Source organism: Methylobacterium sp. WL120 (assembly GCF_008039465.1).
Classification (GTDB): Bacteria; Pseudomonadota; Alphaproteobacteria; order Rhizobiales; family Beijerinckiaceae; genus Methylobacterium; species Methylobacterium cerastii.
On record NZ_VRUT01000023.1, the window covers coordinates 13,362 to 26,017 of the forward strand.

Sequence of the window (12,656 nt, forward strand, 5' to 3'; positions counted from 1 at the left end):
GCTCGTCGTCCGTCCCTCCCCCGCGGAGGGGGAGGGCGCGCATCCGTCTCAATCCACCGCGAGCCGATAGCCCACGCCGCGCACGGTCTGCAGGAAGGTCGGGTTGGCCGGGTCGACCTCGGTCTTGCGGCGCAGGCGGTTGATCTGCACGTCGATGGTGCGCTCGGCGGCCAGCCCCCCGGCGCCGGCCAGCGCCTCGCGCTCGACGTTGGCGCCGTGCGCGCCGGCCAGGATCGTCAGGATCTCGCGCTCGCGCTCGGTGATGCGGATCATCTCGTCCTCGCGCCTCAGCTCGCCGCGCTCGATCCGGTAGGAGAACGGCCCGAACGTCACCACGTCGCCGGTGCCGGTGTCGCGGCGGGGGCCGGACGCCCGGTTGATGATGTTGGTGAGCCGGAGCGTCAGCTCCCGCGGCTCGAACGGTTTCGGCAGGTAGTCGTCGGCGCCGATCTCCAGCCCCATCACCCGGTCGTTCGGGTTGGAGCGGGCGGTGAGCATCAGGATCGGCACGCGCGAGGTCTCGCGCACGCTGCGGGCGTAGGCGAAGCCGTCCTCGCCCGGCATCATCACGTCGAGCACCATCGCGTCGAAGACCAGGCTCTGGGCCTTGGCCCGCGCCTCCGCGGCGCTGGCGGCGGCGGTGACCCGGAACCCCTGCTCGGCGAGGTAGCGGGCGAGCAGCTCGCGTAGGCGCCGGTCGTCGTCGACCACGAGGACGTGCGGCGCGCCGTCGGAGAGCTCGGTGCGGGCGTGGGCGGCCATCAGGCGGCCCCGCCGCCGCGACGCGCCATCAGGCGGCGGACGACCGCGCGCTCGTCGGGTTCGATCATCGCCATCAGGAAGCTCTCGGGGGCGGCGGCGTCCTCGGGCGAGGCCAGCGCCCGCGCCAGGCGCCGCGCCTGCACGCGGGTGAGGTCGGCGGCCAGGCGCTGGCCGCTCTCGGTGCAGGTGAGCAGACGCTGGCGCCGGTCGCTCGTGCCCGGGCGCTGGGCCACGTAGCCCTGGCCGATCAGGTCCTTCAGCACCCGGTTCAGGCTCTGCTTGGTGATGCGCAGGATGTCGAGCAGCTCGGCGATGGTCAGGCCGGGATAGCGGTCGACGAAGTGCAACACCCGGTGGTGCGCCCGGCCGAAGCCGTACTCGGCCAGGATCCGGTCCGGGTCTCCGACGAAGTCGCGATAGGCGAAGAACAGCAGCTCGATCAGGTCGTCGCTGCTGCAGGCGGCCGGCGCAGCGGCGGCGTCGTGCTCGCGGGCTGCCGGCGCGCCGGATTCGTCGCGTTCGCGGAGGGCGGGGGATGTCACGTGCGGCCCGTGTCCCGTTGCGGCGCGAAGGGCAGGAAGGACGGTCGGCGTCGGAGGGGTCGACGCCGAAGCGATATACGTCAGTGTCGTTGACATATTCCAGGCCGGTTGATACCCGTCAACCCCGCTCGAGCCGCCGTGGTGCGGCCCGCCGACATCGTCCCCGCCGAAGTGCCCGTGCCTACGGGCCGCGACGATTTCCAGGAAGACCCCCCATGTCCGTGATCCCGTTCGACGAGCGCGAGGGCACCATCTGGTTCGACGGCGCCATGGTGCCGTGGCGGGACGCCAAGATCCACGTGCTGAGCCACGGCCTGCATTACGGCTCGTCGGTGTTCGAGGGCGAGCGCGCCTACGGCGGCGTGATCTTCAAGAGCCTCGCCCACGCCGAGCGCCTGCGCCGCTCCGCCGAGCTGCTCGACTTCGCCGTGCCCTATTCCGCCGCCGAGATCGTCGCGGCCAAGGAGGCTGTGCTGAAGGTCAGCGGCCTCCAGGACGCCTACCTCCGCCCGGTCGCGTGGCGCGGCTCGGAGATGATGGGCGTCTCGGCGCAGGGCAACACCATCCACCTGGCGATCGCCGCCTGGGAATGGCCGAGCTACTTCGACGCCGCCACCAAGATGAAGGGCATCCGCCTCGACGTCGCCGACTACCGCCGGCCCGATCCCCGCACCGCCCCCTGCGCCTCGAAGGCGGCGGGCCTGTACATGATCTGCACGATCTCCAAGCACCGGGCCGAGAACAAGGGCTACGCCGACGCGCTGATGCTCGACTTCGAGGACAATGTCGCCGAGTGCACCGGCGCCAACGTGTTCTTCATCCGCGACGGGGCGATCCACACCCCCACCGCCGACCGCTTCCTCAACGGCATCACCCGTCAGACGGTGATGGATCTGGCCAGCCGCCGCGGCATCGCGGTGACCGAGCGCCGCATCCGTCCCGAGGAGATGGCCGATTTTTCGGAGTGCTTCATCACCGGCTCGGCCGCGGAGGTCACGCCGGTGGCCGAGATCGGTCCCTACCGCTTCGTGCCCGGCGCCATCACCCAGACGCTGATGGACGATTACCTCGCCGAGGTGCAGCCTCAAGCCCGAGCAGCTTGAGCGGGGAAGAAGCTCGAGCGGCCCGAGGGGAAGAAACGCGCGAGCGGCTTGAGTGGGAAGGCACGGCGGTCCGATGGGGCCGCCGTTTTCGTCTCGTCCCACCCGCGCTTCATCCCTCGTGCCGGTGAGGCGCGGGTCCCCTCTTCCGTTCGGGAGAGGGGTCCGCGCCAGCGACTCCACCGATCCGTCCGGGGCCATTTGCGGAAGACGTGTGAACACGACAGCTCGCACGGCGTTCGTGTTGCTTCGTGAGGCGACCGCGATGATGCGCGGTATGGGTCCCGGCCGACCAAATGCGCCCGCTCGACACGCCTTCGCGCGGAAAGCTGCGGGCCGGACATCCTATCCCCAGGCGGTTCTCGCCAGCGAGGAACCGTGTCGGTCCGGGCTGCGTTCTAACGGAACATTCCAAGAACGCATGAGTGTCCGATGACCAAGGCCGCCGCCAAGTCCGATGCGAAGTCCAGCCCCAAGGCTGACACCCAGTCCGCCTCGAACGAGAACCCCAAGACCGACCCGAAAGACGTGTCGAACCAGATCAAGGATCCCGATCAGTGGACCACCGGCGGCGAGCCGATGACCGGCGCGCAGGCCTCCTACCTTAAGACCCTGTCCGAGGAGACCAAGGAGCCCGAGGCGTTCGATCCCGACATCGACAAGGCCGAAGCCTCCAAGCGCATCGACGCCCTGCGCAAGGAAGCCGGCCACGGCTGAGCGGGCAGGGGCACCCGGGACGCCTGACGGCGCGGTGCAGCGCCTAGCGCATCCCCTCACCCCAACCCTCTCCCGTACGGGAGAGGAAACTTCGCGGTGCTTCGCCTGACCTGTTCGGTGGCGGGCGCGCGCACCTGGAGGAGCCTTAGGGGCTTGTGAAAGAACGAAATCTGCCGGGCGTTCAGTAATGCTCCGCGCTCGGCGGCACCAGCCGTTTATCCTTCAAATCTTATCTCGCTCAGGCCGGTTGCCGGCGATGGGTTTAAAACATCGGCAAGGTGGCGTGGGTTAGGATCGTTTCAGGCCGGTTCGGCGAAGGAAAGCGATCATTGATGTCGGGGCCGGTCGTCGAAATGCCGGAGAGGGCTGGGACCGCCTCTCCGATACGCCGCTTCGCCGCCGATGTGCGCGGTGCGACGAGCATCGAGTACGCCCTGATCGCCGGATTCGTCTTCCTGGTCGCGGTCGGCAGCATCCGCCTCTACGCCTCCAGGGTTGGCCAAGTCTACGCGACCATCGGCAACACCATCAGCCAGAACTGAGACAGCCTCAACGCGCGCCTGGCCGCCCCTTGCGCTGCCTGTGCGAGGCGTCCGGCGATTCGGGCGCGTGTGGGGCTTTAGGGTCGGCGCCGGCTTTCGTTGCGCCCGCCTTGGCCGGATCGGCCTCGGTCCAGAACGCCTCGAACAGCCCCTGCATCGCCCGCACGTTCTGCTCCTGGACCTCGGCGCCGGTCTTCAGCATCTGCTCGAACATGCCGGGCGTCGCGTCGGCCTCCGGCTTCGGCGCGGCCCGGGCAGCCTGCGGCTTCGCCGGCTGAGGTCTGGCCGGCTGAGGTTTGGTCGCCTCCTGGGCGGGCACGAAGGCCTTCATCATCTCGGCCCAGCCCGGTGCGACCGCGAAGGGCGAGGGCGCCGGGGCGAGCGCCGCCTTGGCCTCCGGAGCCTGCTGGTTCAGCAGCATGTGGACGATGCTCGCCACCACCGCGCCGGCCATCATCGGTAGCATCTGGCGCAGCACCTGCGAGCCGACGCCGCTCGCCGACGAGGCCTGCTGCAGGATCGCCTGGGTCAGGGCGGGCGAGCCGAACATCTGCCCGAGCATGCTTTCGGCCGGGCTCGCGGCGGGCCGTGCACCGCCCATCCCGAACATCTGCGACAGGCCGGTCGGGTCGGGCATGGCGCTGCGCTGCAGCCCCAGCGCGAAGGCCGGCATCAGGGCCTCCATGGCCCTGCGCGTCTGCTCGGGGGTGAGGCCGAACTGCTGCGCGACATTCTGCATCCCGGCGCCGTTCTGGGCCTGAAGCATGTCGAGCGGGTTGAACATCGCGCACGGCCTTGGTCTGTTCGCCACGCGACATCCCACTTCGGGCCGCGCGGACGAAGTCTAGACCCTTATCGACGCCGCTGACCAGTTGCCGGCGCGGGGTCCGGTCGCGGGGCGGGACGATCGGGCCGCGCATCCGCCGCGGATCGCGTGAAAACTAGACCAGCGCGCCACCCTGTGCGGGCCCCGCGGCCATCGCCGCCTCGGGATCGCGCGGGCGCACGGGCGCGACGGCGTCGCGCTCGAGCAGCGTCACGGTGCGGACGGCCATGAGGATGCCGGCCACGCCGAAGGCGAGGGAGCCGATTCCGACGCCGGCGAGGACCCCGCGCGGGCCGTACAACGCGGCGCCCGCGAGCGCCAGCGGCATCGTGCCCAGGGTCGCCCGGCCCCAGTTGAGCAGGGTCGAGCGGAACGGGAAGCCGAGGTTGTTGAACGAGGCGTTGGCGAGGAACAGCAGCCCGTTGAAGAACCACACCCCGCCGCTGACGAAGCAGAAGAACCCGAACAGGTCGGCGGCCACCCCGTCGAGTTCGAACAGCCGCATCAGCGGGCCGCGGGCGAGCACCAGGGCCGCCCAGACGATCGCGCTGTAGAGGAACGTGACCAGCGCCCCGTCGCGAAGCACGCCGCGCATCCGGTCGAAGCGGCCGGCGCCCCAGTTCTGTCCGAGGATCGGCCCGATCGAGCCCGACAGCGCGAACAGGCCGCCGAAGGCCACGGGCGTCAGGCGGTCGATCACCACGTTGGCCGCCACCGCCACCGCGCCGTAACGGGCGAGCACGTGGGCGAGGAAGGCGCTGGCCACCGAGGGCGCGAGGTTGGTGAGCACCGCCGGCAAGGCGATCCTGAACACCAGCGGCGCGTCGGCGAGCGTCTCGGCGAGGCGCGGGGCGGCGAGCATCCGGTGCTGCCGCACCCCGTGCCAGCCGACGAGTGCGAAGGTGGCACGCGCCACGCAGGTGGTGATCGCCGCCCCGTCGACCCCGAGCCCGGCCCCGAAGATCAGCAGCGGATCGAGACCGACCGTCACCAACGCGCCGCCCAGCGTCACGAACATCGCCTGGCGGGCCGCGCCGACCGCCCGCAGCAGGCCCGAGAACATCATGCCGGGGCCCATCAGCACGTTCGAGGGCAGCGCGATCCAGAGGAAGCGCTCGGCCACCCGCAGCGTCTCGCCCTCCGCCCCGATCGCCCACAGCAACGGGTCCGAGAGCGGCAGCAGGAGCGCGACGAGGAGGGCGGAAGCCGCGATCCCGAGCAGCGTCGCCGAGGTCGCGATCCGCCGCGTGCCCGCGCCGTCGCCGGCGCCGATCGCGCGGCTGACCAGCGCGCCGGCGGCGATCATCAGCCCGATGTTGATCGCGATGGCGAAGAACTGGACGATCGCGGCGAAGCCCACCGCGGCGGTGAGGTTGGTGTCGCCGAGCTTCGACACGTAGAGCAGCGATAACAGGTCGACGACGAACACCGCCATCAGCCCGATCGAGCCGGTCGCGCTCATCACCACCACGTGGCGCAGGATCGAGCCGGTGACGAAGCGCCCGGATTCGGGTGCCGGCGGGCCCGCTTCCCCCGTGGAGGGGGGAGGGACCAGGGTCTCACCGCTCACCGTTCTGAACCTCCATCGCCGGGGTCCGGAGCGCGCGTTCGGCCTGAGCCTCCGCCTCCGCGCGGGCGTCGGCCTCGGCCTGCGCCTCGGCTTCGGCCTCGCGCTCGGCCCGGGCCTCGGCGGTCTCCGTCGGCGGGCGGTCGAGCATGCGGCCGGCGGCTTCGCGGCGGTCGTTGCCGATGATGTCGCGGGTCTCGGCGCTGAGCGCGCGGGCGGGGCGCTGCGGGGCGGTGAGCGGCTCGGGCTTCATCTCGGCCACGCCGATGCCGCGCATCCAGCCGCCGCCCTCGGGCAACGCGCCGGCCTGCTGCAGCACGAGGCGGGCGACGTCGCGCTTGCGGACGTCCTCGACCCGCGCCGCGGCGTCGGCGGAGGACAGCCCGAGGCCCTCCAGGGTGGCGCGGCCGAAGGCGAGGGCGGATTCGGCGGTCTCGCGGACGACGTAGTCCACGTCGCGGTTCATCAGCTCCACGGCGTGCATCCGGTCGTAGGCGCGGACGTAGGTGCGCACCGACTCGAACTCCTCGTGGACGATGTCGACGATCTTCAGGCTCGCCTCCGCGTCGTCGAGGCACAGGCAGACGAGGTCGACCCGGCCGATGCCGGCGGCGCGCAGCACGTCGAGGCGCGTGCCGTCGCCGTAGTAGATCCGGAAGCCGAAGCGCGAGGCCGAACGGATCTGCTCCACGTCCTTGTCGATCACGGTCACGCCGACGCCCTTGGCGAGCAGAACCTGCGTCAGGATCTGCCCGAACCGGCCGAAGCCGATCACCAGCACGCGCGCCTCCGCGCTCTCGACCACGTCCGTCGCCGGCAGCGCCTCGCCGCCGCGGCGGGCGCGGACGACGTCGAGGGCCTTGTCGAGGCCCTTGGCCGCCACCGGGCCGATCAGCATCGTGAGCGCGGCCAGCGCCACCGCGAAGCGCGTCGCGGTGGCGTCGGTGAGCCCCAGGGAGCCCGCGAGCGGCAGCAGCACGAAGGCGAACTCGCCGGCCGGCGCCAGGATCGCGGCGCCGCGCACCGCGTCGAGCCAGGTCGAGCCGAACAGGCGGAACAGCCCGGCCACGAGGGCGACCTTGACCAGGATCGCGGCCAGCGTCGCCCCGAACAGGAGCGGCCAGACCGCGCGCACCAGCTCCCCGTCGATCGACATGCCGACGCTCATGAAGAACAGGCCGAGCAGCATGCCGCGGAACGGCTCGATGTCGGCCTCGAGCTGGTGGCGGAAGTTCGATTCCGAGAGCAGGATGCCGGCCAGGAACGCGCCCATCGCCATCGACAGGCCGACCTCCTGCATCAGCAGCGCGGTGCCGAGCACCACCAGGAGTGCGGCCGCCGTCATCACCTCGCGGGCGCCGCTCGCGGCGAGCAGGCGGAAGAACCGGTTCAGGCCGTAGCGGCCGACGAGCACCACGGCGACGATCGCCGCCAGCGCCTTGCCCGTGGAGAGTGCGGCGTCCCCGAGCCAGGGCGCGCCGCTGCCGCCGCCGGCGGACGCCAGCAGCGGCATCACCGCCAGGATGCCGACGACCGCGATGTCCTGGAACAGCAGCACCGCGAAGGCGCGGCTGCCGTAGGCGGTGCCGAGGTCGCCGCGCTCCTCCAGCAGCTGCAGCGCCACCGCGGTGGCCGAGAGCGCGAGCGTGATGCCGATGATCCCGCTGGCGCTGGGCGCCGCGCCGAACAGCACGCCGAGGCCTCCGAGCACGATCGCGCAGACGACGAGCTGCGCCGTGCCGAGCCCGAAGATGTCGCGGCGCATCGAGACGAGCTGCGACAGGTGCAGCTCCAGCCCGACGATGAACAGCAGCAGCACCACGCCGATCTCGGCGACGCTCGCCGCCGTCTCCGGCTCGGCGATCAGCGACAGGCCGGACGGGCCGATCAGAACGCCGGCCACGAGGTAGCCGAGCACCGCGCTCTGCCCCAGCAGCCGGAAGATCGGCACGCCGATCACCGCCGCCGACAGGAACGTCAGCACCGGCGGCAGGAAGCTCGCATGTTCGGCCGGGCTCGCCATGAAGTGCCTGATCGCGAGGACGGGAGGTCTTGGACGGGAGGTCTTGGACGAGAGGTCTTGGACCGGAAGTCTTGGACTAGACGTCCTGCCCTTACCGCGGCCGGCGCGGAGGCGCGAGGGCTTTGCGCGTGCCGTTCGTCACCCGGCCGGCCCACGGCGCGGCCTTGAGGGGGGGCGACGGCGCGGCCTTAGGGGCGGGCGCTGCGCGAAACCCCGTCCCTGCGGCGCAGCTGCAGTTTGCGGTTGAACTTTTGTATTCATTAACGCTGCGCCCCTAGACCTGAGGAGGGCAATGTTCGGGGGAGTATGATCCGCTGAAGACAATATTCCCGGAGTCCGTCGTGTCGCTGAAAATCCTCTCGATCCGTGCCAAGCTCGTCGCCGCCTTCGCGACGTTGACCGCGTTCCTGCTCGGGCTCGGCATGCTCGGCCTCGTCGGCGTCTCGAGCGTCAACGGGCTGCTGGTGGACGTGCAGACGAACTGGTTGCCGAGCGTGCGGGATGCCGGCGTCGTCGATGCCCTGACCGGCCGCTACACCACCAGCCTGCTGCGCCACATGCTGACGACCGAGCCGAAGGCGCTGGCCGCGATCGATGCCGACATCGCCCAGCGCAACCAGACGATCGACGCGGCGATCGCGACCTACGCGCGCAACATCACCTCCCCCGAGGAGCGGGCGCTGTACGAGGCCTTCGTGAGTGACTGGCGCGCCTTCACGGCGACCGAGGCCCCGATCCTCGCCCACTCGCGCGCCGGCGAGAAGGCCGAGGCGCTGGCGGTGTACCAGTCGAAGGGGATCGAGACCCGCCGCAAGGCCTCGATCACGCTGGAGAAGATCATCGCGCTCAACGCCGAGGGCGCGGCGCGGGCGGAGGCCGCCGCCGTGGTCTCCGTCGAGCGCACCCGGTTCTGGATCGTGGCCGCCCTCGGGGCGGCTCTGGTCCTCGCGGTCGCGATGGCGGTGCTGCTGACCGTCGGCGTCGGGCGCGGGATCGACCGCGTCGTGCGGCCGATGCAGGCCCTGGCCGAGGGCGACCTCGGCGTGGCGATCCCGCTCCAGGGCACCCGCACCGAGATGGGTCGCGTCGCCGACGCGGTGCAGGTGTTCAAGGACGCGCTGCTGCGGATGCGCGCGCTGGAGGCCGACACCGCCCTGGCGCGGGCCGGCGCCGAGGCGCAGCGCAAGGACGCGATGCGCCAGATGGCCGACACCTTCGAGCGCTCGGTGGGCGGCATCGTCGCCACCGTGACCGCGGCGGCGACCGAGCTGCAGGCGACGGCGCAGAGCATGACCGCGACCGCGACGCAGACGGCCTCGCAGTCGACGACGGTGGCGATGGCCGCCGAGGAGGCGGCCTCCAACGTCAACACCGTGGCGGCCGCCGCCGAGGAGCTCGGCGCGTCGGTGCTGGAGATCGGGCGGCAGGTCGGCGGCTCGTCGGCGCTGGCGCAGGGTGCCGTGGCCGAGGCCGCGCAGACGGCGGCCGTGGTGCAGGAGCTGAGCGAGGCGGCGTCCCGGATCGGCGACGTGGTGGCGATGATCTCGTCGATCGCCGGCCAGACCAACCTGCTGGCCCTGAACGCCACGATCGAGGCGGCGCGCGCGGGCGAAGCCGGCCGCGGCTTCGCGGTGGTGGCCACGGAGGTGAAGGAACTCGCCGCGCAGACGGCGCGGGCCACCGACGAGATCGGCGGCCAGATCGGGCGGATGCAGGCCTCGACCCGTCAGGCGGTCGCGGCGATCGACGCCATCGCCGGCCGGATCCGCGAGATCTCCGGGGTTTCGGCCTCGATCGCTGCGGCGGTGGAGGAGCAGGGCGCGGCGACGCAGGAGATCGTGCGCAACGTCAGCGAGGCGGCGTCCGGGACGGGGGCGGTGACGGCCAACGTCGGCGGACTCGCGGCGGCGGCCGACGAGACCGGCGCGGCGGCCTCCCAGGTGCTGATCTCGGCCACCGAGCTGTCGCGCCAGTCCGAGCACCTCGACGCCGAGATGGGCCGCATGCTCGCCTCGCTGCGGGCCGCCTGAGACGAGGGCATAGGGAGCCCGAACGGCGCCGGGCGCGTCTCGAATTCCGGGATTCGGGACGCGCGGATACGAAAGCGGGACGGAGGGCCAAGTCCTCCCCCGGGCGGGACCCGCGATCGGCCGCTATCAGGACGGTGCGGCCTGAGCTCGCACCCGGGTCGTCGGGGCGCGCGGGCCGGACACGTTCGATCGAGCTCCCGGACTTGGACCATGTCGACCGCGACCCTGCCCCCCGCTGCCCCCGCGCCCGGTTCCGCCGCGCCTTTGCCCGGATCGGCCCCGGGACTCGGCTTGCCGCGGGAGATCCCGCCGGAACTCGACCGCTGGAACTGGGGCGCCTTCCTGCTCAACTGGATCTGGGGCCTGGGCAACAACACCTTCCTGGCGCTCCTGGTGTTCGCGCCGTTCGTCGGCTTCGTGATGCCGTTCGTGCTCGGCGCGAAGGGCAGCGCCTGGGCGTGGCGGAACGGGCGCTGGACCAGCGTCGAGCATTTCCAGCGGGTCCAGCGGACATGGGCGATCTGGGGCGTCGTGGCGATGGTCGGCTCGCTCGCCCTGTTCGGCCTCCTGATCCTGGGCGTCGTCCTCGGCGTCAGCACCCTGCTGAACGAGTCCGAGCCCTACAAGCTCGCGGTAGTGCGGCTGCAGGCCAGCCCGCAGGCGATCGAGCGCCTGGGCGCCCCGATCACCGCCGGCAGCGCGGGCGGCTCGATCAAGACCGACGACGGCAAGGGCGACGGCAGCGCCGACCTGACTTTCACCGCCACCGGGCCGAAGGGAGACGGCAAGGTGTTCGTGAAGGCCGTGCGCGACGCCGACATGTGGCGGCTCACGGGCCTGCGCCTGACGCCCGCCGGCCAGGAGCAGGCCCTCGACCTTGCCCGCCCCGAGGCGAACGTGGTCGACCTGCGCTTGAAAACCTCGAACGCCGGCGAGGCCAAGACTACCTTCAAGGCGGGCGAGGAGGCGGTGCTGCTCCAGTTCACCCCGTCCGGCGTGCCGGCCGGCACCACCCTGGTCGCGGACTGGACCAAGCTGAAGGCGGCGGGCGGCGAGGCGGACGACACGTTCTACCAGAGCAAGGTCGTCCTCGACGACGTCGCGAAGAACTTGATCAGCTTCACCGTCACCTTCAAGGACGGCTGGCAGGCCGGCCGATACCGGGTCACCGTTTCCGGCGACGGCATCCCGCCGAAGTCGGCGACCTTCACCGTCGCCCCCTGACGGATCGCGGGGCGCACCGGTGGCGCCTTCTCTCAGGGGCTGCCAGCTTCACGCATCGTGCAGACGAGGACACCACCTCTTCCCTCCCCCACTGCCGGGGAAGGGAAGAGGTGACGTCGGCGGCTCCTGCTAGCGCTCACCTCCGCCCGAAAAACCCGCGCAGACGAACCGTCGCCCGCGGGGGTCACCCGCGCCGGCAAACGTGCTATACGGTTCGACCACGCGGTGGGTTTGCCGCGGCCGCCCGGTTGACAGGGCGGGTCTCCCCTCGCCACATCCCGGATCATGAGCGCCATCACGAATCTCGACACCGCCTCGGACGGGGCCACCGCAACGGTCAAGCCGCCGCTGGAGATCCTGCTCGCGGCCCCCCGCGGCTTCTGCGCCGGCGTGGTGCGGGCGATCGACGTGGTCGAGCGCGCGCTCGCGATCTACGGGCCGCCGGTCTACGTCCGCCACGAGATCGTGCACAACAAGTACGTGGTCGAGAGCCTGAAGCGCAAAGGCGCGGTGTTCGTGCGCGAGCTCGACGAGGTCCCCGACGGCGAGGCGCCGGTGATCTTTTCCGCGCACGGCGTCGCGAAGACCGTGCCGGCCAACGCCGACAACCGCGGCCTGATCACCATCGACGCCACCTGCCCGCTGGTGACCAAGGTCCACCGCGAGGCCGAGATCCACCACAAGCGCGGCCGCCACGTGCTCCTCGTCGGCCATTCCGGCCACCCGGAGGTCGTCGGCACCATGGGCCAGCTGCCCAAGGGCTCGATCACCCTGGTCGAGGACCTGGAGCAGATCGCGGCGCTGACCCCCGAGAATCCCAACAATCTCGCTTGGGTGACGCAGACCACGCTTTCGGTGGACGACACCCTCCACATCGTCGCGGCCTTGAAGCAAAAATTCCCGACCATCACCGGGCCGCACAAGGACGACATCTGCTACGCCACCACCAACCGCCAGGAGGCGGTGAAGCAGATCGCACCGCTGGTCGACGCGCTGATCGTCGTCGGCTCCTCGAACTCCTCGAACTCGCAGCGCCTGCGCGAGGTCGCCGAGCGCGTCGGCTGCCCGATCACCCGCCTCGTTCTCCGCGCCGAGGAGATCGACTGGCCGGCCTTCGAGGGCATCACCAAGCTCGGCCTCACCGCCGGCGCCTCGGCCCCCGAGGTGCTGGTGGAGGAGATCATCGACGCCTTCGCCGCCCGCTACACGGTGACGGTCGACACGGTGCAGACGGTGGTCGAGGACATGGTCTTCCCGCTGCCGCGCGAGCTTCGCAGCGAGGCCGCCGAGTAGGTTTTTGCGACTTTGGGTGGCGGGTGCGAT

11 protein-coding genes are annotated in these 12,656 nt (G+C 71.3%); 6 read left to right on the plus strand and 5 right to left on the minus strand.

Going from position 1 to position 12,656, the window contains the following annotated elements; translation table 11 throughout:
• Window positions 1–48: 48 nt before the first annotated feature.
• Entirely contained in the window at window positions 49–762 is a 714-nt protein-coding gene (locus FV229_RS06975) for a response regulator (protein WP_147751266.1), read from the minus strand.
• The gene (locus tag FV229_RS06980; RefSeq protein ID WP_238272679.1) at window positions 762–1,205 is read right to left on the minus strand and encodes a MarR family transcriptional regulator; all 444 of its coding nucleotides are present in this window, start codon (window positions 1,203–1,205) and stop codon (window positions 762–764) included. Before FV229_RS06980 ends, FV229_RS06975 begins: the two co-directional genes overlap by 1 nt.
• 314 nt (window positions 1,206–1,519) lie before the next feature.
• Here FV229_RS06980 and FV229_RS06985 point away from each other — a divergent pair, with 314 nt between their 5' ends.
• From FV229_RS06985 to FV229_RS06995, 3 genes are all read left to right on the plus strand, one after another.
• Entirely contained in the window at window positions 1,520–2,407 is an 888-nt protein-coding gene (locus FV229_RS06985) for a branched-chain amino acid aminotransferase (protein WP_147751268.1), read from the plus strand.
• 429 nt (window positions 2,408–2,836) lie between these two features.
• Window positions 2,837–3,121: a DUF3072 domain-containing protein gene (locus FV229_RS06990; RefSeq protein WP_147751269.1), complete on the plus strand. Its 285-nt coding sequence runs from the start codon at window positions 2,837–2,839 to the stop codon at window positions 3,119–3,121.
• Between the two features lie 332 nt (window positions 3,122–3,453).
• Window positions 3,454–3,663 (plus strand): Flp family type IVb pilin, encoded by a 210-nt coding sequence (locus tag FV229_RS06995; protein ID WP_246688087.1) that lies wholly within the window; start codon window positions 3,454–3,456, stop codon window positions 3,661–3,663.
• 7 nt (window positions 3,664–3,670) lie between these two features.
• Here FV229_RS06995 and FV229_RS07000 read toward each other — a convergent pair whose 3' ends face one another.
• The 3 genes from FV229_RS07000 to FV229_RS07010 form a co-directional block, all read right to left on the minus strand.
• Complete coding sequence (locus FV229_RS07000; RefSeq protein WP_187275081.1) at window positions 3,671–4,447, minus strand: DUF937 domain-containing protein; 777 nt, start codon at window positions 4,445–4,447, stop codon at window positions 3,671–3,673.
• A 157-nt stretch (window positions 4,448–4,604) separates the two neighbouring features.
• On the minus strand, window positions 4,605–6,044 hold the full coding sequence (locus FV229_RS07005; protein ID WP_246688091.1) for an MATE family efflux transporter: 1,440 nt from the start codon (window positions 6,042–6,044) through the stop codon (window positions 4,605–4,607).
• Between the two features lie 4 nt (window positions 6,045–6,048).
• Window positions 6,049–8,079 carry a monovalent cation:proton antiporter-2 (CPA2) family protein gene (locus FV229_RS07010; protein ID WP_147751270.1) on the minus strand — a complete coding sequence of 677 codons (2,031 nt, stop codon included), beginning with the start codon at window positions 8,077–8,079 and terminating at the stop codon, window positions 6,049–6,051.
• Window positions 8,080–8,420: 341 nt separating this feature from the next.
• On the opposite strand from FV229_RS07010, the gene FV229_RS07015 reads away from it, so the two are divergent.
• The 3 genes from FV229_RS07015 (at window position 8,421) to ispH (ending at window position 12,626) form a co-directional block, all read left to right on the plus strand.
• The gene (locus tag FV229_RS07015; RefSeq protein ID WP_147751271.1) at window positions 8,421–10,109 is read left to right on the plus strand and encodes an MCP four helix bundle domain-containing protein; all 1,689 of its coding nucleotides are present in this window, start codon (window positions 8,421–8,423) and stop codon (window positions 10,107–10,109) included.
• Between the two features lie 291 nt (window positions 10,110–10,400).
• Window positions 10,401–11,333 carry a cytochrome c oxidase assembly factor Coa1 family protein gene (locus FV229_RS07020; protein WP_147751272.1) on the plus strand — a complete coding sequence of 311 codons (933 nt, stop codon included), beginning with the start codon at window positions 10,401–10,403 and terminating at the stop codon, window positions 11,331–11,333.
• Between the two features lie 285 nt (window positions 11,334–11,618).
• On the plus strand, window positions 11,619–12,626 hold the full coding sequence (ispH, locus tag FV229_RS07025) for a 4-hydroxy-3-methylbut-2-enyl diphosphate reductase (RefSeq protein ID WP_147751273.1): 1,008 nt from the start codon (window positions 11,619–11,621) through the stop codon (window positions 12,624–12,626).
• The last annotated feature ends 30 nt before the right edge of the window (window positions 12,627–12,656 follow it).

What these genes read in the sequence shown, in the direction of transcription:
- FV229_RS06975 (WP_147751266.1), bottom strand. Translation starts at nt 762, where the DNA reads ATGGCCGCCCACGCCCGCACCGAGCTCTCCGACGGCGCGCCGCACGTC.
- FV229_RS06985 (WP_147751268.1), top strand. Translation starts at nt 1,520, where the DNA reads ATGTCCGTGATCCCGTTCGACGAGCGCGAGGGCACCATCTGGTTCGAC.
- FV229_RS06990 (WP_147751269.1), top strand. Translation starts at nt 2,837, where the DNA reads ATGACCAAGGCCGCCGCCAAGTCCGATGCGAAGTCCAGCCCCAAGGCT.
- FV229_RS06995 (WP_246688087.1), top strand. Translation starts at nt 3,454, where the DNA reads ATGTCGGGGCCGGTCGTCGAAATGCCGGAGAGGGCTGGGACCGCCTCT.
- FV229_RS07000 (WP_187275081.1), bottom strand. Translation starts at nt 4,447, where the DNA reads ATGTTCAACCCGCTCGACATGCTTCAGGCCCAGAACGGCGCCGGGATG.
- FV229_RS07010 (WP_147751270.1), bottom strand. Translation starts at nt 8,079, where the DNA reads ATGGCGAGCCCGGCCGAACATGCGAGCTTCCTGCCGCCGGTGCTGACG.
- ispH (WP_147751273.1), top strand. Translation starts at nt 11,619, where the DNA reads ATGAGCGCCATCACGAATCTCGACACCGCCTCGGACGGGGCCACCGCA.